Origin of the sequence: Paraburkholderia sediminicola (assembly GCF_046026855.1) — a bacterium.
Classification (GTDB): Bacteria; Pseudomonadota; Gammaproteobacteria; order Burkholderiales; family Burkholderiaceae; genus Paraburkholderia; species Paraburkholderia sediminicola_A.
This window is the reverse complement of the sequence record NZ_JAQQET010000006.1, coordinates 275,165-298,241: the sequence shown is the minus strand read 5'-3', so window position 1 is coordinate 298,241 and position 23,077 is coordinate 275,165. Positions and strand designations below refer to the sequence as shown.

18 protein-coding genes and 1 pseudogene are annotated in these 23,077 nt (G+C 63.0%); 1 reads left to right on the top strand and 18 read right to left on the bottom strand.

From position 1 onward, the window contains the following. Window positions 1-107: 107 nt before the first annotated feature. The 16 genes and pseudogenes from PQR40_RS09500 to PQR40_RS09425 all read right to left on the bottom strand — a co-directional run bounded on the left by PQR40_RS09500 (window position 108) and on the right by PQR40_RS09425 (window position 20,096). Window positions 108-1,130, bottom strand: coding sequence for an XdhC family protein (locus PQR40_RS09500; protein ID WP_408508854.1), 1,023 nt, complete (start codon window positions 1,128-1,130; stop codon window positions 108-110). Further along, window positions 1,103-1,699, bottom strand: a complete 597-nt coding sequence (locus tag PQR40_RS09495) for an SRPBCC family protein (RefSeq protein ID WP_408236793.1) — start codon at window positions 1,697-1,699, stop codon at window positions 1,103-1,105. The genes PQR40_RS09500 and PQR40_RS09495 overlap by 28 nt, the downstream gene beginning before the upstream one ends. Then, entirely contained in the window at window positions 1,690-2,943 is a 1,254-nt protein-coding gene (locus tag PQR40_RS09490) for a vWA domain-containing protein (RefSeq protein WP_408508853.1), read from the bottom strand. Before PQR40_RS09490 ends, PQR40_RS09495 begins: the two co-directional genes overlap by 10 nt. Window positions 2,944-2,948: 5 nt before the next feature. Continuing rightward, entirely contained in the window at window positions 2,949-3,836 is an 888-nt protein-coding gene (locus PQR40_RS09485; RefSeq protein ID WP_408508852.1) for an AAA family ATPase, read from the bottom strand. 170 nt (window positions 3,837-4,006) lie between these two features. Then, a complete protein-coding gene (locus PQR40_RS09480) occupies window positions 4,007-4,804 on the bottom strand; it encodes an FAD binding domain-containing protein (RefSeq protein WP_408508851.1) in 798 nt (265 codons plus the stop codon). Between the two features lie 22 nt (window positions 4,805-4,826). Continuing rightward, window positions 4,827-7,208, bottom strand: a pseudogene (locus PQR40_RS09475) (xanthine dehydrogenase family protein molybdopterin-binding subunit). A 10-nt stretch (window positions 7,209-7,218) separates the two neighbouring features. Then, the gene (locus PQR40_RS09470; RefSeq protein ID WP_408508850.1) at window positions 7,219-7,737 is read right to left on the bottom strand and encodes a (2Fe-2S)-binding protein; all 519 of its coding nucleotides are present in this window, start codon (window positions 7,735-7,737) and stop codon (window positions 7,219-7,221) included. 1,215 nt (window positions 7,738-8,952) lie between these two features. Further along, complete coding sequence (gene bcaP / locus PQR40_RS09465; RefSeq protein WP_408337355.1) at window positions 8,953-10,344, bottom strand: branched-chain amino acid transporter BcaP; 1,392 nt, start codon at window positions 10,342-10,344, stop codon at window positions 8,953-8,955. Window positions 10,345-10,488: 144 nt separating this feature from the next. Beyond that, window positions 10,489-11,145, bottom strand: coding sequence for a response regulator transcription factor RqpR (gene rqpR / locus PQR40_RS09460; protein WP_325044702.1), 657 nt, complete (start codon window positions 11,143-11,145; stop codon window positions 10,489-10,491). Between the two features lie 10 nt (window positions 11,146-11,155). Then, complete coding sequence (locus PQR40_RS09455; protein ID WP_408508849.1) at window positions 11,156-11,992, bottom strand: sensor histidine kinase; 837 nt, start codon at window positions 11,990-11,992, stop codon at window positions 11,156-11,158. A gap of 431 nt (window positions 11,993-12,423) precedes the next feature. Next, on the bottom strand, window positions 12,424-13,194 hold the full coding sequence (locus PQR40_RS09450) for a ferredoxin--NADP reductase (RefSeq protein ID WP_408508848.1): 771 nt from the start codon (window positions 13,192-13,194) through the stop codon (window positions 12,424-12,426). Window positions 13,195-13,948: 754 nt separating this feature from the next. Next, window positions 13,949-14,908 (bottom strand): ABC transporter permease, encoded by a 960-nt coding sequence (locus PQR40_RS09445; protein ID WP_408337358.1) that lies wholly within the window; start codon window positions 14,906-14,908, stop codon window positions 13,949-13,951. A 29-nt stretch (window positions 14,909-14,937) separates the two neighbouring features. Further along, on the bottom strand, window positions 14,938-15,915 hold the full coding sequence (locus tag PQR40_RS09440; protein WP_175052177.1) for an ABC transporter permease: 978 nt from the start codon (window positions 15,913-15,915) through the stop codon (window positions 14,938-14,940). 40 nt (window positions 15,916-15,955) lie between these two features. After that, a complete protein-coding gene (locus PQR40_RS09435) occupies window positions 15,956-17,521 on the bottom strand; it encodes a sugar ABC transporter ATP-binding protein (RefSeq protein ID WP_408240420.1) in 1,566 nt (521 codons plus the stop codon). Between the two features lie 390 nt (window positions 17,522-17,911). After that, a complete protein-coding gene (locus PQR40_RS09430) occupies window positions 17,912-18,931 on the bottom strand; it encodes an ABC transporter substrate-binding protein (RefSeq protein ID WP_408508847.1) in 1,020 nt (339 codons plus the stop codon). Between the two features lie 112 nt (window positions 18,932-19,043). Then, window positions 19,044-20,096, bottom strand: coding sequence for a LacI family DNA-binding transcriptional regulator (locus PQR40_RS09425; RefSeq protein ID WP_408394363.1), 1,053 nt, complete (start codon window positions 20,094-20,096; stop codon window positions 19,044-19,046). A 338-nt stretch (window positions 20,097-20,434) separates the two neighbouring features. On the opposite strand from PQR40_RS09425, the gene PQR40_RS09420 reads away from it, so the two are divergent. Further along, a complete protein-coding gene (locus tag PQR40_RS09420; RefSeq protein ID WP_408508846.1) occupies window positions 20,435-21,415 on the top strand; it encodes an aldose 1-epimerase in 981 nt (326 codons plus the stop codon). Window position 21,416: 1 nt separating this feature from the next. Here the strand turns inward: PQR40_RS09420 and PQR40_RS09415 are convergent, their stop codons facing one another. Both PQR40_RS09415 and PQR40_RS09410 read right to left on the bottom strand, forming a co-directional pair. After that, window positions 21,417-22,214, bottom strand: coding sequence for an endonuclease/exonuclease/phosphatase family protein (locus tag PQR40_RS09415; protein ID WP_408240393.1), 798 nt, complete (start codon window positions 22,212-22,214; stop codon window positions 21,417-21,419). A gap of 81 nt (window positions 22,215-22,295) precedes the next feature. Then, window positions 22,296-22,790, bottom strand: a complete 495-nt coding sequence (locus PQR40_RS09410) for a hypothetical protein (protein WP_408337365.1) — start codon at window positions 22,788-22,790, stop codon at window positions 22,296-22,298. Window positions 22,791-23,077 lie beyond the last annotated feature (287 nt).

Here is a 23,077-nt window from a genome sequence, read left to right as displayed (position 1 = left end):
GGTGCTTGCCCCGCGCAGGGGCGACACTAATAAACCAATAAGATTTCAAGGAAAGGCCAAAGCCGCAGGCAACCAGACAATAAGCGCCGCACAGGCAAAAACCCCAACTAAACACTACAAGCAGAGCCCCCCAAAGCCGCAATCTCCCGCGCGGCCTTAGCCCCCTCAACCTGAAGCAAAGTCGGCAAAGAAACACCATTCTTGGCCGCCGTCACCTCGGCAAGAATGGAAACAGCGATCTCAGGCGGCGTCCGGCTGCCAATATAAATCCCAACCGGCCCATGCAGCCGGGCCAACTCGGTATCGTTCAGATCGAACTCCTTCAAGCGCTCACGCCGGGCCTGATTATTCCTTCTGGAACCCAAAGCGCCAACATAAAACGCCGGCGTCTTTAACGCCTCCATCAGCGCGAGATCGTCGAGCTTCGGATCGTGCGTCAGCGCAATCACCGCGCACCGTTCGTCGAGCTTCATTTCGATCACCGTATCGTCCGGCATCGTCCGCACGATCTTCGTGCTGGGAATGTTCCACTCCTCGGTGTACTCCTCGCGCGGATCGCACACGGTGACCTGATAATCGAGCCCGACGGCGATGTTGCACAGATAGCGCGACAACTGCCCCGCGCCGATCACCAGCATCCGGTAACGCGGGCCGTGAATCGTCAGCAGACGCTCACCGTCGAAATGCACGCCGTCCGTTGCCAGCGCCGCATCGAGCCGTACCGTGCCCGTCACCATGTCAAGCTCGCGTGCCACCAGACGGCCATCCTCCACCGCATTGCACAGATCGGCAATGCCGCTTTGCGGCGTCAAAGGCTCCAGCACCAACTGAATCGTGCCGCCGCACGGCAGGCCGAAGCGATGCGCTTCTTCCGCCGTGATGCCGTACTTCACCGCCTCCGGGCGTGTCTGTTCGATACCCTTTTGCCGCACCCGGTCGATCAGATCGTCCTCGATGCAGCCACCCGATACCGAGCCCACCACGAGTCCATCGTCACGCACCGCGAGCATTGCGCCCTCGGGACGCGGCGACGAGCCCCACGTCTTCACCACCGTCACCAGTAGCGCGCGATGTCCCTCTTCCAGCCAACGTGCGCTGGACTTCAGGACTTCGAGATCCACGCTGTCCATGATTTCTTCCTTTTCGTTCCGTCACCGCCAGACTCCGTGTCCGCGGCATCATTCGATTCTGTATTTTGCGCCGCCGTTCCGGCGGCTGCAGTGTCGCCGTCGTCCGGGGCCGTTGCGCCGTCAGCGTCGCCGCCGACCTGCGCGCCGAAGCGCTTGAAAAATTCGCCCGCAATTTTACGCGCCGCGCCGTCCACCAGCCGCGAGCCGATCTGCGCAAGCTTGCCGCCGACCTGTGCAGTCGCCGTGTACGTGAGCTTCGTCGCGGTGTCGCCTTCTGGTTCGAGCGTCACGCGCGTATTGCCCTTGCCGAAGCCTGCCGCGCCGCCCTGGCCTTCGAAAACGATGGTGTACGTGTTCGGCGCCTCGATGTCGGTCAGCAGCATACGCCCTTTGAAGCGTGCCTTCACCGGACCGACCGATGCGCTCAGCACCACCGCGTACGCGTTTTCGCCATCCGGGTCGATGCTCTCGCAGCCGGGAATGCACGCGCGCAGGATTTCGGTATCGTTCAGCGCATCCCATGCACGCTGCTGCGAAACCGGCAGCGTATGGGTTTCACTCAATTCCATGGCTTTGCTCCTGCGGTTGTCGTGGCGGATACGGCGAGACGAGGCGCGCGCGTGAGTTGCGCGAGATCGCGGCCGAACGCTGTCAGACTGTCCAGATTATGAACCGGGCGATGCGCGTCGACATACGGCAGGATCGCCTGCACGCCACGCGCTTTCGGTGAAAAACCGCTGAAACGCAGCAGCGGATTGAGCCACACGATACGGTGTGCGAAGCGGCGCAGGCGAGCCATCTCGGTGTCGAGCACGTCGATCGCTTCGTGATCGAGACCGTCGGTGACAAGCAACACCGTGGCTCTGCCGGTCAGCACGCGGCGTGCCCAGCGTCGGTTGAATTCGGCAAGCGCCGCGCCGATCCGTGTGCCGCCCGACCAGTCAACCACCTGATCGGTGAGCGCCGCGATCGCCACGTCGGGATCGCGCTCGCGCAGCGCACGCGTCGCGTTGGTCAGACGTGTGCCGAACAGGAACACCTGCAGTCGCTCACGCGATTGCAGAAGCGCGTGGCAGAAGTACAGCACCGCGCGTGAATAACTGCTCATCGAGCCGGATATGTCGAGCAGCAATACCAGCGGCGGTTTGCGCTCGACCGCCGCGCGAAATTTCCACACCGTCCAGTCGCCGCCCGCACGCACCGCTTGCCGCGCGCTCGCGCGCAAATCAGCATGCGTGCCATGCGAGGCAGCCCTCAGGCGGCGCGTCGGTTCGGTGGCGAGCGGCAAACGCTGGCCGCGGATCAGATGCCGCAACGTGCGCCATTCATCAGCGGAAAGCGTTTCGAAATCGCGATGACGCAGTCGCTCTTCCGCGCTGAAGGTGACGTGCGCGTGCAGTTCGTGCTGTTCGGTTTCCTGCGCCGCTTTGTTGTGCGGCGTGGGCGGTGTCCGCACGGCAAGCGCGTCGGCGAGACGGTTGTTGCGTTTGGGTGGCGGCAGTCCATCGCGGACTTTCGGCAGCAGCAGCGCGCGCAGCTTGCCTTCCCAATCCGGGTCGCGCCAGAACAGATCGAAGGCGGCGTTAAAGAGGTCGCGTTCGTCCGGCGCGGAGACCAATAGTGTAGCGAGCGCCGCGCATACATCGTCACGCCGGCCGAGATCGATCCAGTGCAGCGCGGCGAGCGCGTCGACGGCTTGCGCCGGTGACATCGGCAAGCCAGCGCCGCGCAGCACGCGCACAAAGTGCACGACGTTGCGAGCCAATGTGGGCGTAATGATCGGCGCGGCCGGCGTGTCGACGGAGGCGGTCATCGCCGCTATCCCGGTGTCGCGAGACATTGCGCGATCTGCACGGCATCGACGCGCGCGAGATCGTCCTGATACTTGAGCAGCACACCCAGCGTGTTGTGCACCGATTGCGGATCGAGTTCCGTCACCGACAGCGCTTCCAAAGCGCGGCACCAGTCGATCGTTTCGGCAATGCCGGGCGCCTTGAACAGATCCATGCCACGCAGCCGATGCACGAAATCAACTGCGCGCCGTTGCAATTCCACCGACGTCTGCGGCGCCCGCGCGGCGACGATCTCCAGCTCACGATCGCGTTCGGGATAGCCGATCCATTGATACAGGCAACGGCGTTTCAATGCGTCGTGTACTTCGCGCGTCCGGTTCGACGTCATCACGACGAGCGGCGGCTGCACCGCGCGCACCGTGCCGTACTCGGGAATCGAAACCTGGAAGTCCGAAAGCAGCTCCAGCAGGAAAGCTTCGAACGGTTCGTCGGCGCGATCGATTTCGTCGATCAACAGCACGCGCCGCACACCCGGATGATTTTCGTCGGGCATCAGCGCTTGCAGCAGCGGACGCTTCAGCAGGAATTCGCTGCGATACAGCGTGTCGTTGCCGGGACGCTCGCCGGCGGCCTCGGCCAGACGCAGCGCCATGATCTGGCGCGGGTAGTCCCATTCGTAGAGCGCGCTGGCGGTGTCGAGTCCTTCGTAGCATTGCAGCCGCAGCATCGAGGTGCCGAGCATGCCCGCCGCGGCTTTGGCGAGTTCGGTCTTGCCGACGCCCGGCTCGCCCTCGACGAACAACGGCCGCTCCATGCGCAGTGCGAGATACAACGCGGTCGCGAGTTCGCGGCTGGCGAAGTAGCTTTGGGTGGCGAGCTGCGCGAGTGTGTCGTCGATTGAAGCAGGCTGCATGGTGTTCCTGACTCTGCATGGTGAAGAGGAAAACGGCGCGCTCGGCCGTGTCACTCATACCGTCGGCGGAACGGAGCGGATGAGCGCGTGCGTCGCGCCATACCGCGGGCGTGATCGAACACGGCTGACGCGCTCCGCCGAGGCACGTCAGCCGCAAACTGCTAGGATCGCTAACCGTTTGCCTTCGTCACCGCTCGCCCGGCTAGCACCGGGATCAGATGTGCGCGATATTCGGCGCTCGCGTGCATGTCGGTGTTCAGGTCGGCGTCGGAGACGGTTACCACTCGCGCGGCCTCGGGCGTGAAATTCGCCGTCAGCGCGCTTTCCAGTTCCGGCACGCGAAATACGGCAGATGCCGCTCCTGTCACCGCAACACGCACGCCGCTCGCGAACTTCGCGACGAACACGCCGACCAGCGCAAAATGCGAAGCCGGGTTGCGGAATTTCTCGTAGGCCGCGCGTTCGGGCACTGGAAACTCGACGGCCACGATCAGCTCGTCGGGCGACAGCGCGGTCTCATACATGCCGACGAAGAAATCGCTCGACGAAATCCGTCGCCGATCGGTGACGATGGTCGCGTCGAGAGCCATCGCAGCAGCCGGATAGCAGGCGGCCGGATCGTTGTTCGCGAGCGAACCGCCGATGGTGCCGAGTGCGCGCACCTGGCGATCGCCGATGTGCCCGGCCAGATCCGCGAGCGCCGGCAGCACCCGTCGCAGCTCCGCATGATCCGCGACGTCCACATGGCATACGGCTGCGCCAATCGTCACCTTGCCGGCGTCGACGGTGATCGATTTAAGCGCAGGAATCCGCGTCACGTCGATCAGTTGCGACGGCTGCGCGAGCCGCAGACGCATGGTGGGCAATAGGCTTTGTCCGCCGGCAATGAACTTTGCGTCACTGTCGGCGGCGATGGCTGCGGCGGCCGCTTTCGGATCCGTCGCGCGTTGATACTCGAATGAATACATGTCGAATGCTCCGCTCAGGATCTTAGTGGGGTTGCGTGGCAGCATGGATTGCAGACCATACGCGATGCGGTGTCGCCGGCATCTGCAGGTCGGTCACGCCGAGCGGCGCGAGCGCGTCGAGGATTGCATTGATGACTGCCGGTGGCGAACCGATCGCGCCCGCCTCGCCACAGCCTTTCACGCCGAGCGGATTATGCGTGCACGGCGTGCCCTTCGCGGTTTCGACGGTGAAGTTCGGCAGATCGGACGCATGCGGCATCGCATAGTCCATATAGGAACCGGACAGCAACTGGCCGCTTTCGTTGTCGTACACGCAGCGCTCCAGCATCGCCTGCCCGATGCCCTGTGCGAGCCCGCCATGCACCTGGCCTTCGACAATCATTGGATTGATCACGTTGCCGAAATCGTCGACCGCGGTGAACTGCTGGATGCGGCAGACGCCCGTTTCCGGATCGACCTCGATTTCGCAGATGTACGAGCCCGCCGGATACGTGAAGTTGGTCGGATCGTAGAACGCGCTTTCTTCGAGGCCCGGTTCGAGCACGTCGAGCGGATAGTTGTGCGGCACGTAGGCGGCGAGCGATATGTCGGCGAATGCTTTGGTGCGATCGGTGCCCGCGACGCGAAACACGCCGTCCTTGAACTCGATGTCTTCGGCCGCGGCTTCCAGCAGATGTGCGGCGATTTTCTTTGCCTTGGTTTCAATCTTGTCGAGCGCCTTCATGATCGCCGAGCCGCCGACCGCGATCGAGCGCGAGCCGTATGTGCCCATGCCGAACGGAATGCGACCGGTGTCGCCGTGAACGATCTCCACGCTTTCCAGCGCAATGCCGAGCCGGTCCGCGACCACTTGCGCAAAGGTTGTCTCATGCCCCTGGCCGTGACTGTGGGAGCCGGTGAACACGGTGACCGAACCTGTCGGATGCACGCGAATCTGGCCGACTTCGAAGAGCCCGGCGCGTGCGCCCAATGCGCCGGCGATGTTCGACGGCGCCAAACCGCAGGCTTCGATGTAGCACGAGTAGCCGAGGCCGCGCAGCTTGCCGTTCTTTTCGGATTCCTGCTTGCGCGCGGCGAAGCCTTTCACGTCAGCGAGTTCGAGCGCACGGCTGAGCGTGGCTTCGTAGTCGCCGGTATCGTAGGTGAGACCGACCGGCGTGGCATACGGAAACGTGCGGATGAAGTTGCGCCGCCGGATTTCCGCTGGATCGAGTTTCATCTCGCGCGCGGCGGTTTCGACCAGACGCTCGACCACGTACGTCGCTTCCGGACGGCCTGCGCCGCGGTAGGCATCGACCGGGACGGTGTTGGTGAAGACCGCTTTCACCTCCGCGTAAATGGCGGGCGTTGCGTACTGGCCGGCGAGCAGCGTCGCGTACAGGATGGTTGGCACGCTCGAGGCGAAGGTCGACAGATACGCGCCCATGTTGGCGATCGTATGAATGCGCATCGCGAGGAACTTGCCGTCGGCGTCCATCGCCAGTTCGGCCTTGGTCACGTGATCGCGGCCGTGCGCGTCTGACACGAAGGCTTCCGAGCGCTCGGCGGTCCATTTGATCGGACGGCGAATCTTCTTCGATGCCCACGTCAGCGCGACATCTTCGGCATACAGGAAAATCTTCGACCCGAAGCCGCCGCCGACGTCCGGCGCGATCACGCGCAACTTCGATTCCGGCAGCGACAGCACGAAGGCTGCCATCAACAGGCGTTCCACGTGCGGATTCTGATTCGCGACGTAGACCGTATAGCTGTCGTCCTGCACTGAGTAGCTTGCGTTGACCGCGCGCGGTTCGATCGCGTTCGGGATCAGGCGGTTGTTGACGATGTCGAGCGTGGTGACGTGCGCGGCTTTGGCGAAGGCGGCGTCGGTCGCGGCTTTGTCGCCGTGGCCCCAGTTGTAGCAGACGTTGTCCGGCACCTCGTCGTGAACCGCGGCCTAGCCCGGATCGGCCGCGTGTGCGGTGTCGACCACGGCCGGCAGCACGTCGTAGTCGACCTCGATCAGTTCGGTGGCGTCTTTCGCGGCCTTGATCGAGTCGGCGATGACGAGCGCGACCTGATCGCCGACATGGCGTGCTTTCGTGTGCGCGATGATCGGATGTGGCGGCTCGTTCATCGGCTTGCCGTCGGTGCTGTGAATCAGCCAGCCGCACGGCAGTCCGCCGACGCTATCCGCGGCCATGTCCGCGCCGGTGAAAATCGCGACGACGCCGGGCGACTGTTTGGCGGCAGTGGTGTCGATGCTGTTGATTTTTGCGTGTGCGTGCGGCGAGCGCAGGAATACCGCGTAGGTTTGCTGCGGCAGGACGATGTCGTCGGTGTACTGACCGTTGCCGGTGAGGAAACGATAGTCTTCCTTACGTTCGACGGAAGTACCGATGAGGTGGGTGTCGGGTGCGTTCATCGTCGTCTCCTCAGGCGGTGGCTTGGGCGGTGGCCGGCGCGCTGGCCTGGGCCGTGCCGGATGACTTCATGCCTTCGGCGCCTTCTAGCACTGCTTTGACGATGTTGTGATATCCCGTACAGCGGCACAGATTGCCATCGAGCTGGGCGCGCACGTCGTCACCGGTGAGATTGGGCTGACGCTCGACGAGCGAAATCGCGCTCATCACCATGCCGGGTGTACAGAAACCGCACTGCAGACCGTGGCAGTGTTTGAAGGCCGCTTGCATCGGATGCAGGGCGCCGTCTTTGGCAAGCCCTTCGATGGTGATGATGTGCACGCCTTCGGCCTGGACCGCGAGAATGTTGCAGGATTTGATTGCGCGGCCGTTCAGATGGACCGTGCAGGCGCCGCACTGAGCGGTATCGCAGCCGATGTGCGTTCCCGTTAGGCGAAGTTGATCGCGAAGGAACTGGACAAGCAGGGTGCCAGGGTCGATTGAGGCGCTGATGGGCGCGCCGTTCACCGTCAGACTGATGCTGATCGCCATGAAGTTGTCTCCTTATGGGGTGAGACCGGACCTTTGTTTTTTCCTGCCTTCAGCTGCCTATTCGTGGGGTCCGATGAGGGTGCTGCGGTTTTGCGGGTTTTTATGGGTCTGCCGAAAAGTAAAGCACAAATTGCGTGGCCGCGCTATTGGGTTGTGTGCCCTTTGGGGGTTTTTGCCTGCTCGGCGCTTATTGTCTGATTGCCTACGGCGTTGGCCTTTCCTTGAATTCTTATTGGTTTATTAGTGTCGCCCCTGTGCGGGGCAGGCACTTACTTCTCTTTGCCGCTGCAAAGAGAAGTAAGCAAGAGAACGCGGCTCACACCGCTAATTCTTAAGCGGGTCCCCTGGCTTGGAGGGGGCAGTGGCGCATCTGGAATCTGTGTTCTCGCACATTCAGCCTCGGTGACAAGGCCGTCATGCTTCCGGCGGCGCTGCGCGCGCCGACGCGTACTTCCTGGAACCATCTGAGTGTTTTCGCGCGCGCCATATTCGACGCCGTGGCTTGCCGTTGCATCCCGGCATTCCTGTAATGCGTCAGCGCTTCATTCGAAGTGCGCATTCACACCTGCATGCGCTACCGCGACTTGTCGGCCGCTCGGGGCACCGACCGGTATTTCCGAACGAGATATATTTTTTGCACCTCGCAGAGGCAAAGCCGATGGCCTCCGCCACGCCCAAACGAAGGCTCTGGTTTTCCAGGCAACTCCGTGCTCGTCGAGACAAAGCCGATGGTCTCCGCCATGCCCAAACGAAGCGCGGGGTTTCCCGTGCAACTCCGTGCTCGTTGAGGTAAAGCCGATGGGCTCCATCGCGCCCAAACGAAGCGCGGGGTTTCCCATGCAACTCCGTGCGCGCCGAGGCGGAGCCGATGGCTCCCATCGCGCCGCAACGAAGCCTCTTGTTTCCCTGGAGGCCCCGTCCGCGACGCACGCAGTGCGGAGTGGGAGCTGATGAGTGCTTTGTCACTATGGTTGAAGGTGCGAGGGCACGGATTCCAGATGCACCACTACCGTGGCTGCGCGGCGGACCCGCTTAAGAATTAGCGGTGTGAGCCGCTTTCTCTTGCTTACTTCTCTTTGCGGCGGCAAAGAGAAGTAAGTGCCTGCCCCGCACAGGGGCGACGCTCATAAACCAATAACAATTCAAGGAAAGGCCAAAAAGCAAGATCAAGGAAAACCCAAACCCAAACCTAAACCCAAACCTAAACCTAAACCTTCACTTCGCCAACTTGGAATGCCGCCGCGAATACCCAAAATAAATCACCATCCCAATAAGCAACCAGACCACAAACGCCACCCAGGTCACAGCCTTAAGATTGATCATCAAAAACAGACAGGACGCGACAGCCAATACCGGCACCACCGGCACACCAGGACACCGAAACGCCCGCGGCAGATCAGGATGCGTCTTCCGCAAAACAAGAACCGCAATCGACACCATCGAAAACGCAGCCAATGTGCCGATATTGATCAGTTCAGCCAGCACATTCAACGGCACCAGCGCGCCAATCAACCCGAAGGAAATCCCCACCAACCACGTCGTAAAGAACGGCGTAGCAAACTTCGGATGCACACGAGAAAGCCGGGCAGGCAACAAGCCATCCCGTGACATCGCGAAGATCACGCGCGTCTGGCCATAAGCCATCACCAGAATCACCGTCAGCATGCCCAGCACGGCGCCGAGGTCGATAAAGCCCGCAACCCACTTTTGACCGGCTACCTGCAACGCGTAAGACACCGGATGCGAGATATTCGCGAACTGCGCCGACGGCACGATACCGGTGACCACGGCGGCCACAGCAACGTACAGCACCGCGCATACGCCCAGCGACGCAATGATGCCAATCGGCAGATCGCGCTTCGGATCCTTCACTTCTTCCGCAGCGGACGACACCGAATCGAAACCGATGAACGCAAAGAACATCACCGCCGCCGCGCCAAATACGCCGTTCCAGCCGTTCGGCATGAACGGATGCCAGTTCGCCGGCGTCACGTGGAAAACGCCCACGCCGATCACCAGCAGCACCACGGTCACCTTGATCGCCACCATGACGTTGTTGATTCGCGCGGATTCACGCACGCCGAGCGACAACAGTGCTGTGATCGCCATCATCACAAGGAAGGCGGGCAGGTTGAACCATGTCTCGTGTCCCGGCAAGGCGCCTGGCGCGGCCGTGAGCACAACGGGCAGGCTCACGCCGAAACCCGACAGCAGCGATTGCAGATACCCCGACCAGCCGACCGACACCGCTGACGTTGCCAGTCCGTATTCGAGCATCAAGTCCCAGCCGATGATCCACGCGGCCAGTTCGCCAAGCGTTGCGTACGAATACGTGTAGATGGATCCCGCGACCGGAATCGTCGACGCGAACTCGGCATAGGCGAGCGCAGCGAATCCGCAGGCAATCGCCGCGATCAGGAAGGAGACCATCAGCGCCGGGCCGGCCTGAACGGCGCCCGTGCCGGTCAGTACGAAAATGCCGGTGCCGATAATGGCGCCGACACCGAGGAAAGTCAGATCGAGCGCGCCGAGCGCTTTCTTCAGGCCGGCGTTCTGAGCGCTCGCGGCGATCATGTGCTCAACGCTCTTCTTGCGAAACAGGGACATTGGCGGTGGGTCTCCAGTTGTGCACGCATCTTGCGCGCCGAATGTCGGGGAAACCCGCGATTTTAACGGATGCGTGCCTCTGCACTATTTTGGGAAGGTGTTACAGACAATCGCCCGCTATTCAGCGATCGCAGGAAGAGAATCTCAGCCTGCCATCGCCGGATTCAGATCGACGAGGCGGTTGCTCATCACATAGAAGGTCAGCTCGGCGTTATTGCGCAGCTTCATTTTCTCGAGCAGTCGCGTGCGGTACACGCTGACCGTTTTCACCGATAAGGATAGCGTCATGGCGATATCCGTCAGCCGCTTGCCGGACGCGAGCATGCATAGCGTCTGGTATTCGCGGTCCGAGAGCTTTTCGTGCGGCAATTGTTCGCCGTCGAAGGAGACATAGTCCGCCAGCGCTTCGGCCATGGCCGGGCTGACGTATTTGCGGCCCGCCGCGACCTGCTGGATCGCACCGATCATCTGCGCGGCGTCGACCGTCTTCGACAGATAGCCGGCGGCGCCGGCCTTCAGCGCGCGCACGGCGTACTGGTCCTCGCGGTACATCGAGAACATCAGCACGGCTACGCGCGGCGCTTTGCGCTTCAGGCGCTTGAGCACTTCGACGCCATTCATGTCAGGCAGCGAAATGTCGAGCAGCACCACGTCGTAGCTGTGTTGGGCGACGGCCTCGAGCGCCTCGGCGCCGCTTTGCGCCTCGGTGACTTCGCGCGCCACGCCGCGATCGAGTAGCAACTGACGGACGCCTTGGCGAACCACCGCGTGGTCGTCGGTGAGCAGGATGCGCAGACTCATGATGGCGTGTTCACGATTGCAGCGCGCGCCGCTCGGCGCCCGGCGCGCTCGCCAGCATCGCGTCCCATGCGAAGCGTGCACACACGAGCGTGCCGCGTGGCGCGTTGCCACTGTCGTGGCCCTGTGAGGCGACCCGCCGGGCGCTGACCCGCAGTGTGCCGTCGAAGGCGGCGCAGCGCGCCTGCATGCCACTCAGGCCGAAGTGGCCACGACGGTTGCGGGCGTTGCGCGTCACGCCGATGCCGTCGTCGCTGATGATCAGCGTCAGGTGACGGCGGCCGGTTTCGATCCGCACGTCGGCGGATTCGGCGCGCGCGTGCTTGGCAATATTGTTCAGTGCTTCCTGGGCGACCCGGAACACGGCCAGCGCCGCGTCGGTGGGCAGGCGCGTGAGCCGCACGTCGGCGGCGCAAACGAAACTCGTGCGCAGGTTCGTGCGTGCGGCGAAGTCGCCGGTCCATTGGGCCAGCGCGCCGACAATGCCTGCCTCGAACGATGGCGCATGCAGTTCCGCGACGGCCTGGCGGCTGGCGGCGCACACGGCGTCGAGCGAACGATTCGCAACGGCGAGCGCGGCGGCACACTGCCGCGGCGCATCGGCGGGTAGCCAGGTTTCGACGCCGGCAAGGGCGAAGCGCGTCGCGGTCAGCTCGGCGCCCACGCCGTCGTGCAACTCGCGCGCCACATGGCGGCACGCCGCTTCCTGCGCCTGAACGAGCTCGGCAGAGAGTTCGCGCACGCGGGCGCGCAGCTGTGCGAGTTCGCGCTCTGCGGCGGATTGCGGTGCGGCGTGTGCAAGCGAAAGCGGAATGTGGGTGCTAAACGGGACGACAGTCGACGTATCCATGACTTTCCCTCTCAGGAAGCAGTGTGGACGGCGAAGCGGATGCGCATCGGCGGCGCGAAGACAAAAGAACGCATGCGAGTCTCTGGCCCCCAGTGATATCGGTTACGCGCTGTACGCGACGGACAAATTGCTACGGCGCGGCGTAACGAAATTTACATTCAGTAACATCCAGGTCGTACCGCGGCTGACATGTAAACTGATCGATCTTGCGCCGCGATGATATCTCAAAAAAAGAAAAAATGCAGGCGCACCAAGGGTTAGCGCCTACATTTCACGCAATGGTTGATGTTTTTTAATGGCGGTGCTGTAGGAAGAATGCCGACATCAAATGTTAAGCCGATGGCACCGATTTGTAACTGAGAAGCAAAAAAAGGAGCCCGAAGGCTCCTTTTTGCTAGGTACACGGTGCTAGCCGTTAAACCTGAGTGCGCTTAGCCCACGAAGGCCTTTTCGACCACGTAGTGACCCGGCGCGTTGTTGCTGCCTTCCTGGAAGCCCAGGTCGTCGAGCAGCTTGCGCGTGTCGCGCAGCATGTGCGGGCTGCCGCACAGCATCACGCGGTCGTCTTCAAGCGAGAAGCCCGGCACGCCGAGGTCGGCGAACAGCTTTTCGGTTTCGATCAGTTCGGTGATGCGGCCGCGGTTCTGGAACGCTTCGCGCGTCACCGTCGGGTAGTACAGCAGCTTTTCCTGCACCAGCTCGCCCAGATGTTCGTGCGCCGGGAGGTGATCGGTGATGTATTCCTTGTACGCCAGCTCGTCGACGAAACGGCAGGTGTGCGTCAGGACCACGCGCTCGTAGCGGTCGTAAATGTCCGGATCTTTGATGATCGACATGAACGGCGCGAGGCCCGTGCCGGTGGACAGCAGCCACAGCGTCTTGCCCGGCAGCAGGTTGTCGGCCATCAGCGTGCCGACCGGCTTCTTGCCGATCAGGACTTCGTCGCCGACCTTCAGGTGCTGCAAGCGCGACGTGAGCGGGCCGTCCTGCACCTTGATGCTCAGGAATTCGAGGTGCTCTTCGTAGTTCGCGCTCGCCAGGCTGTAGGCGCGGATCAGCGGCTTGCCTTCGACCTCGAGGCCCACCATCGTGAACTGACCGTTTTCGAAACGGAACGACGAATCGCGCGTGCAGGTGAAGCTGAAAAGCGTATCGGTCCAGTGATGGACGCTCAGGACTGTTTGTGAATTCAGGTTGCTCATGGCTTCTTGGATAGTGCGAAAACAAAGGCGGCCAGTCGTTTTAGCCGGCCGGCACGGCAAGGGCGATGCTGCGCTAACCCGAGGTCGGGAATCACGCGCAATCCGCTATTTTACCGCGCCCGCTGCCTGAAGGCTGCGGCGCGGCGGTTGAGCGTGGTGAAGCGGGTTACCGGACCTGGAAGCGCCGGCGCCGACAGTCGTTACGATCGGCACCGCGAAGTACGTTGGCATGGCTGCAGCCGCGCTTCAGCAAGGGTACGGCGATGGGCGAAAACCGCGCAGGGCGGCTGCCATCGGCTGTCCGGCATGCGCCGGATAGGCGCGCCGCGCGGGCAACATTTTCAGGATGATACCGAAACCCGCCGTGCGCCGCAGCATTGACCCTGCTGATAAAACTGGCAAAAGCAGCGCGATCGGCACGAAAGACGAGGCAAGCGCGGTAGTGGGGAGGGATGTGCTGCCGCCTTTATCAGCGTTTGTTTGCCGCACTCGGTTGGTACACAAAAAGCGATTGGCAGACCCTTGGACCGCCGGAATCCACGGCTGTGTCGGGGAGGTGCCCATCACATCGCAATGACTACGGGTGACGCCGGGAGCGAAGGCTATCACGCTGTCCGCCGGAATTCCCTGCTACGCAAAGCGGGTCGCGCGTTGCGTTTTGAGAACACCGGCGCAATCAGCGAAGCGCGCGATTGGCCGGATCGTCGGTATGCCGCGCAGCGGTCGGCTGGTCCTCTTGCAGTCGCATTGCGGATTACGCCGCAGCAGCGACACGCTTCTTGCCGCGCTGCTTCAACACTCTCGCCTGCAACACGATCACCAGCAGCAGGAACACCCCGCGAATCACCGACTGCCAGTATGCCGAGAGGCTGATGAACCCCAGGCCGTTTTCAAAGTTCAGCAGGTTGAACACCAGGCCGAGCAGTAGCACGCCGGCAATCGTCATCGCGATCGAGCCTTCGCCGCCAGTGAGCAAGGTACCGCCAAGCACTACTGCCGAAATCGCGAACAGTTCCCAGCCGACGCCTTCGTTCGGCTGACCGGCGCCGAACTGCGCCGCGAGGATCACGCCCGCCATGCCGGCGAGCAGGCCGCTCACTGCGTAAGCCATCACCAGGGTGCGGTCGACATTCAGGCCCATCAGCCGCGCTGCTTCCTCGCTGCCGCCGATTGCCAGCGAATGCCGCCCGAAGCGCGTGCTGCGCAGCGCGAGCCAGCCGGCCACAGCGGCGACCACTGCCACGATCCCGGGGATCGGCAGGCCGAACAGATCGCCTTGACCGAAGTTGCCGAAGTTCGAGTCGGCGGCAATCGATACCGCGTCGTTCTTGCCGAGCAGCAGGGCGACGCCGTGTGCACCGAGACTGGTGGCGAGCGTCACGATGAAGGGCAGGATTTTCAGCCGCGTGATGATCAGACCGTTGAGCACGCCGACTGCCGTGCCCGCCGCGCAGCCGGCGACGACGGCGACCCAGCCGCCATACACGCTGGTCAACGCGGCGACGACGCTTGCCAGGGCAGCCACCGTGCCGACCGACAAGTCGATGCCGCCGGTGATGATCACGAAGGCCATGCCGATCGAAATCAGCGCGAACATCGAGTTGTAGCGCCAGAACGAGGTGATGTTGTAGGCCGAGCCGAAATGGTCGTAGCGCACGAGGCCCAGCACGATGAGCGCGGCGAGAGCAAGGAGGATAGGAAGGTTCTTTTTCATCGCATCGAGTCCGAAGTGTCCTGGAGGCGCTACCGTGAGCGCCGCTGCACATAAACCGCCGCGACGATGATGCCGGCCTTCACCACCAGCGCCGCCGCGTCGGGAATGCCGTGCGCGAGCAGCGTATAGCGCAGCAACTGGATGATCAGCGCGCCGATCAGCGTGCCGCCGATATACGCCTTGCCGCCGGTCAGCGCCGTGCCGCCCACCGCCACCGCGGCGATCGCATCGAGTTCGACGCCGAGCCCCACCACATTCGCATCCGACGAAGAATTCACCGAGATCGAGATCAGCCCCGCCAGCCCCGCGAGGGCGGCGCACAACGTGTAGGCGATCAGCTTCACCGTGGCGGTCGGCACGCCGCACAGATAGGCGGCCTTCTCGTTGCCGCCGGTGATCAGCAGATACTGGCCGAATAGTGTCTTACGTACGATCCACGCGAACAGCACGACCAGTGCGAGCATCAGCAGCACCTGGAACGGCACGCCGGCGACCTTGCCCAAAGCGATCCACTGGAAGGCGGGTGTGTTGAACGCCTGCAGGCTGCCATCGGTGACGACCTGGGCGATGCCGCGCCCGGCGATAAACAGCACCAGCGTCGCGACAATCGGCTGGACGGATAGCCTCGTCACCAGCAAGCCGTTGAAGACGCCGCACGCGGCCGCCGCCAGCACCGGCAACACGAACGCGAGCGCAATGCCGCCCGGCCCCGGAATGTTCAGGAACAGCATCGGTGCGAGCGCGCCCGAGATTGCCATCGACGCGCCCACTGAAAGATCGATGCCGCCCGTTGCCACCACCAGCGTCATGCCGATGCCGACGATCACGATCGTCACCACCTGCGTCATGTTGACGTTGAAGGTTTGCAGCGACCAGAAGTGCGGGGTGAAGATCAGGTTGAAGAGCACCATCGCGAGCAACACGATGACTTCGCGTTGCATGGCGAGATGACGCCATTTCTTCACCGTCGATGCGGCCGTGGCGCGTGGCGCGGCTGTGGCCGGCATCGACGGTGCGGTTTCGTTATGCAACGACTCTGTGTGCAACTTAAGCGCCATGACGGTCGCCCTCCAACGCGTCTTCGATATGTGCGGTCTGGGCGGCTTCGACCAGTTGCGACTGGCCTTCGCTGCCGTAGGCAATGGCGTCCATGATTGCGGTCTCGCTCATGTCGGCGCCGTTCAGTTCGGCGACGGTGCGGCCGTCGCGGATCACCACCGCGCGGTCGGCCACGGCGGTCAGCTCTTCGAGTTCGGACGCGGACATCAGCACAGCGAGGCCCGCATCGCGCAGTTCGCGCACGATTTTTGCCACGTCGGCTTTGGCGCCGACGTCGATGCCACGCGTCGGTTCGTCGAGCAGCATTAACGAAGGCTCCGCGGCGAGCCAGCGGGCGAGCAGGACCTTCTGCTGATTGCCGCCGGATAACTCGCGAATCGGCTGATCGGCCGAACGCAGCTTGATGCCGAGCGAGGCAATGAAACGGTCGACGATCGCCTGCTGTTTCTTCACGTCGACCACGCCGTTTTTCGCCAGCGTGCGCAAGCAGACGAGTGTGAGGTTGTCGCGCACCGAGAGTTCGGGGACGATGCCTTCGGCCTTGCGGTCCTCGGTGAGGTAGGCGAGGCCACGCGCGATGGCGTCCTGGGGCGACTTCAACGCTACCGTCTCACCGCCAATCGACAATGAGCCTTGTTCGACAGGATCGGCGCCGAACATCAGGCGCATGGTTTCAGTCCGGCCCGAGCCGAGCAGGCCCGCGAGACCGACCGCTTCGCCCGCATGCACTTCGAGCGACACGTCGCTGACTTTCGGATGCGCGCTCAGGTGTGACGTGGCAATCGCCACCTTGCCGCGACGCGCGAGATTCGCTTCGCGCGCCGTGGCGTCGTCCTGCACGACGGCGGCAAGCGTGCGGCCGAGCATCGTCGTGACGAGTTGCAGTTTGTCCATCTCCGCCATCGTGCTTTGCGCGACTGTCTGGCCGTCGCGCATCACGGTGACGCGGTCGCATAGCGCATACAGTTCGTCGAGCCGGTGCGAGACGAAGATGACCGCACGACCGTCGTCGCGCAGTTTGCGCACGACGGTGAAGAGCAGTTCCACTTCGCGTTCATCGAGCGACGAGGTGGATTCGTCCATGATGACCATCTTTGCGTCCGACGAGACGGCGCGGGCCAGTGCCACCATCTGCTGGATCGCGGTCGAATAGCGGCTGACAGGCTTCTTCACATCGATCTGCAAACCGAACGATTCGAGCAGGGCGGCGGCGCGTTGCTGCACCGCGCGCCAGTCGATCAGGCCGAAGCGGCGTGGCTCGCGGCCGAGGAAAATGTTCTCCGCCACCGAGCGGAACGGCACCAGGTTGATTTCCTGATAGATCGTGCTGATGCCGGCTTCGCGCGCCTGCTTCGGCGTGCGGAAATCGACTTCGCGGCCTTCGAAGCGCACAGTGCCCGAGCCGCGCCGGTAGGCGCCGGTCAGGATCTTGATCATGGTCGATTTGCCGGCTCCGTTCTGGCCGATCAGCGCATGCACTTCGCCGGCTGCCACGCTCAGATTGGCGCTGCGTAAAGCGGGTACGCCGCCGAAACTGATGCCGATGTCCTGCATCTCAAGCAGCGGCGAACGGGTAAGGGGGGAGTGTGGCGTCTCTTTGCCGGATTCCGTCACGGGTGTCCTCCTGATGCTGTGCTGCTTCATGTGCTGCGTGCGCTGCATGCTTTGCACGTGCGAGCCACTGTGGCCATTCGTTCGGGCTTGATGCAGGCGCGCGTCGAACCATGGTACGCCGCATAAAAGCGAAGCGACGGTCCGTGCTGCCACGAACGCGTCGCTCCGAACCCTTCCCGTCTCCCGCCCCCCGAGGAGACGGATTCGGGGCGGGGACGTCCTGCGGGCACTGCCTTCGAAGAGGCTTTCTTCGAAGTACGGAGCGCCTGGACACTCCGCTGAAGCACTGCCCTCAAGCTACAAAACCGTCTGTACGACGGCGACGGTCGATCAATAGCCGTACTGCATGTTCTGCTGCACGTTGCTCTTGTCGTAGAAGCGGTCGGACACCTTGACCCACGTCGGGATCTTTTCGCCCTTCGCATAACGCTGGGCGACGTCGCAGGCGAGCGGGCCGAAGAACGGGCTCGACTGCACGCTCGCGCCGAGTTCGCCGGCGGCGATCGCGTCCATGCCGCCCTTGGTGCCGTCGATCGTGACGATCTGGATGTCCTTGCCCGGCTGCTTGCCGGCCGCCTTGATGGCGGCGATCGCGCCGAGCGCCATTTCGTCGTTATGCGCGTAGACGGCGGTCACTTCCGGGTGCGCCTGCAACAGCGTTTCCATCACCTGGCGGCCCTTGTCGCGCGCGAAGTCGCCGCTTTGCGAGGCGATGATCGTCATGCCCGGGTTCTTCGCGATGATTTCGTCGAAACCCTTCTTGCGGTCGTTCGCAGCGGACGCGCCCGTGGTGCCTTCGAGTTCGATGATCTTTGCCTTGCCGCCGGTCGCCTTGACGAGCCAGTCAGCCGCGCGATGACCCTGATCGATGAAGTCGGAACCGATGAAGGTGATGTAGTCGCGGCCCGCCTTGGCCACCGACTGATCGACGTCGCGGTCGACCAGGATCACGGGAATGCCGGCCTTTTTAGCCTGCAGCACGATCGGCGCAAGCGGTTTTTCTTCGCGCGGCGGGAACACCAGCAGATCGACATGCTGCGCGATCATGTTCTGGATGTCCGACACCTGCTTGGAGTTCGAACTGTTGGCGTCGGTCATGACCAACTGCCAGCCGCACTTCGCGGCGATGTCCTTGAAGCTCTTGGTTTCCGCGAGACGCCACGGATTGTTGCTTTCGGTCTGCGCGAAGCCGACCTTCAGCGGGGTCTTGTGGGGCAACTTCGGCAGCGCGTCGTCGGCGTGCGCCGTGGCGACGCCGAAACCGATGGCCAGAGCCAGCAGCGAACCTGCCAGCGGACGAATCTGCTGCTTGCGCACGTGCTTGTGCGACTGCGTGTTGAGCGACGCCATTGTCTTCCTCCAGTACCGGGTGAGGTGTATTTACTTTTTAGTGTTTCTCCTGCCGGCCGAGTTGTTCACTCTGTCCGGACGTGCCGATTATTCCATCGAGAATTATTATCGGTCAATCACTAATAATATTAATTATTGGTTTTTCTGCCTCGGTAATTACCCTGACCGAGCTGCGTTCCACGAGCGGCCCGTCGAGTTTCACTAACCGATGCCGCACCGGCGCGCCGGCCGCGCGGTTGTGCTCGTCCTGCAGCAAGGTTTCGATCGCCCAGCGTCCCAGTTCGTAGTTCGGCAGCACCACCGTCGACAGTGGCGGATGGGTGTGGCGGGCAATTTCCTGGTCGTCGTAGCCGAGCACGGAAATGTCTTCGGGCACGCGCAGGCCGAGTTGCTTCAGCGCCTCGATCGCGCCGAGCGCGGTCAGGTCGTTGGCGCAGAAAATGGCGGTCGGCGGATGCGCCTCGCGCATCAGGGAAAGCGTCATTTCGAAGCCGACCCCTGAGCTCCAGTCGCCGTCGCGCACGAGCTCCGGCGCGTACGGCAGGTCGGCGGTGGCGAGCGCAGTGCGATAGCCTTTGAGGCGGTCTTTCGAGGCGTCCTGCCAGGGCTCGCCGTTGATATAGCCGATCCGCCGATGCCCCGACTGCAGCAGATAGTCGGTCGCCAGGTGGCCGCCCGCGACCTCGGCGGGCACCACGGACGAAAACCCGCCTTCGCTCGTGTAGCAGTTCAGCAGCACGGTGGGCACCTGCGAGAGCGCCGCCGGCACGGTGACCTTGCGGGTGTACACGGTCGCGTAGATCACGCCGAACACGTGCGGGTTCGACAGCGTCGCATCGAGTACCTGCTTTTCGATATCGGCGTTGCCGTGCGTCGAGTAGACGGCGAGCATCTTGCCGCTTGCATAGGCCGCATCGCGCGCGCCGTCGACGTTGACGACAGGGTGCGGACTGGTGGAAATCTCGTCGGCCAGATAGACGATCAGGTTGCGTTCGTCGTTCGAAGCCGACACCGGCTCGCGCAGCGAAAGCCGGTAGCCGAGGTCGTGCGCGGCCTTTAGCACCTTGTTGCGGGTGGTCTCGGAGAATTTCGCGCCGGTCGCGTTGTTCAGGACGAGCGAGACAGTGGATTGCGACACGCCGGTGAGCTTGGCGATGTCGGTCATGGTCGGACGGCGTTGAGTCGATTTTTTCATTGTGCGAGCCGCTCTGCAGCGGCGCAAAAGCAGGGGCATGCCGGTGGCATTTGTGGTGCTGACGGTACCACTAATAATATGCGCACGGCAACGCGCGCTAACCCGCCATTTGGGAGTTTTGGTAAGGCAGTAGCTGGCTTGTTCTGACAAATTTATTACTAATAATATTGACCGATATGCTTTGGCGTGCGATTCTCGGTCGCGCGGACCATGACGGTTCGCCGGCCGCGCGCGATGCGCGGCATGTCATAGGAGACATTGATGCGCGTTCGTGCCGCCATCCGCCTGAGGCCCCGCCTTTTCTGACCATGCGCGACGTTTCCTTGAATTCGATCCGGCCGTTCGCAAGCGGGCTCACGTGGCTCGACGATCCCGCGATCGCCCCCACGCTTGTCACGCTGACGGCTGGTGCCATGCGCGTCGTGATCGCGCCTGAAGTCGGCGGCGCGCTGGCGGCTTACTACGAGTCGACCCCTGAAGGCCCGCTGCACTGGCTGCGTCCGGCCACGCAAGCGGCGTTCGATGAACGCGATCCGTTGCGCATGGCGAGCTTTCCGCTCTTTCCCTACTGCAACCGGATTCGCGACGCGCGCTTCCCGTTCGACGGCGGCACGGTCGATCTGAGCGGCAATGACCTGCGTTTTGCGCACGCGCTGCATGGCAACGCGTGGCGGCATCCGTGGCAGGTGGGGGCGCGCACGGAAAGCTCGGTGGAATTGCACTTTGACCACGAACCGGATGCGAGGCAGCCCGGCGACTGGCCGTTCCGTTATCGCGCGCTGCAGCGCATCGAGTTGATCGGCGGCGCGCTGCGCATCACGTTGTCCGCACAGAATCTGGGTGACCGGCCGATGCCCTTTGGCATGGGGCATCACCCGTACTATCCGCGCACTGCGCAGACTCGCATTTACGCCGACGTGCAGGGCATGTGGCATGCCGACGCCGACGTGCTGCCCACGCATCTTGGCCCGCATCCCGCAGTCGAGGCGCTGCGCCACGGCATGTCGCCGGACGCGTTCGAGCTCGACAACAACTTCGCCAACTGGTCGCGTGAGGCGACGATTGCGTGGCCCGACGAGCACCGTCAGCTGACGATGAGCGCCGATGCGCCCTTCGATCACATGGTGGTATTCGCGCCGGCCAACGATGCGCAGTTGTGCGTGGAACCGGTGACCAACACCACCGATTGCTTCAACGTGGTTGGCATGCAGGAACAGGTGGGCGGCTGTGTGTTGCAGCCGGGCGAGGAGATCGCAGCGAGCCTGAACTGGACGCCGCGAAAAGGCTAATTCACTCGACCCGCAACCGCGCCATATATGGCAAGTGATCCGAGAGCCACGCGGTTTCCTGCGTCGGCTGGATCCATTCGACCGGTTTCATGCCGCGCACGAACATCTTGTCGAGCGCGAGCGCCGGCGAGAAGGCCGGAAACGTGCGGCCCGATTCGCCGAGCAGTGTGGCCACTTCCTGCAAGCCGTGTTCGGCGAAGAGCGGCACCGAGTCGTTGCGCCAGTCGTTGAAATCGCCGGCTAGCACCAGCGGACCTTCAGGCGCTTCCTTGGCGATCCAATGCGCGATCCAGTTCATCTGCCGCAAGCGCGCCGAGCGCGTGAGCGCGAGATGCGCGCACAGCAGCGTGACCGAATGACCGCCGAAGGTCGCCCGCGCCACCAGCAGCCCGCGCTTTTCGAAACGATGCGCGGAGATATCCCAGCGCCCGCCGAGATCGAGCGGATGCGGCGACAAAATCGCATTGCCATGCCGCCACGACGGCTTGAACACGTTCGGCCCAAGCGCGATTTCGAGTTCGGCCGCGCGTGCGATTTCGGTAGCCTGACAATGCCAGACATCGCTCAACGGATCGACGAGTGGCGCGCCGAAACTACTCGCCAATATCGGCGCAGGCATGCGCCGCGCCATGGCTTCCTGCAAAAAATACGCGTCCGCATGGGTCGACTGAACCCAGCGCTGCATCGCCTGCCAGGCCTGGAAGCCGAGCGGTGTGCGGCCCTTATGCAGATTCCAGCTCACCGCAATGAAATCCTTGGGCGCTATGCTCTCGCGGATCAATTCTTCTGGGTTTCGCATGCCGCGTTGTCCACGTGTTCTGTTGAGGCTTCGGTTATTCGCTTCAATTGACTTTGATTCGCGCGGGTTTGCGCGTTTGCGCTAATTCGGGCTGTTCGCAAGGCTCGCACGCACGCGGTAGACGAGGTTCGGATTCTTGTCGACGATCGTCCAGCTAGCCCACTGTCCCGCCGGCACCTTCAGGCCCGGATGGCTCGCGCTCACCTGACGTGGTTGCGGCGGCAGCTTGCAGCCGGTGTCGGTTTGTTGCGGGGTGTCGTCCTCGAACGTTTCCTGGGCTTCGATCGACAGCGTGACCGCATTCGCATCCGCCTGCAGCGGCGAGACCGTCAGCGTGCGCGCGAGATCGATGCTGCCGCCGGGCTGGTCTTTACAGCCGACGTTGTGCTGCACCACCTTGTGGTGCGTGTCCGTGCGGGCCTGGCCGACGGTGGTGGTGCCGTCGAACGCGTCGATCTGCTGGCCGTCGCGCATGACCTGCAACTGCCATTGCACGACCTGCTGCGCCGGCTGTTGTTGCGCGTTCGCTAGCAGCGAAGTGCCGAACAGTACGGCGACGATACTGGTTTTCCACATGGAAGGAGTCTCCGGTCACTGCGTCCGGCAGAGTAATCAGAAGGCCATCTTACGCCTGATGGGCTGAACGCTTTTCTGACACTTGAAACGGGGCCGGGTTCAGCAACACACCATTTCGCGGGCCGGGGGAATCCTCGAGGGGGCTTCCTCCGGGGCGTCGCCGGAAACAAGCCGTTGTTAGCAGCAGAGCCGCATGACTGCTGGCTTGCACGCGAATATGTCCTCGTTACACTGGACCTGAAACGGCGCCCACCAGGTGCCGCAGCAGCAAGACCAGCCAGACGGGG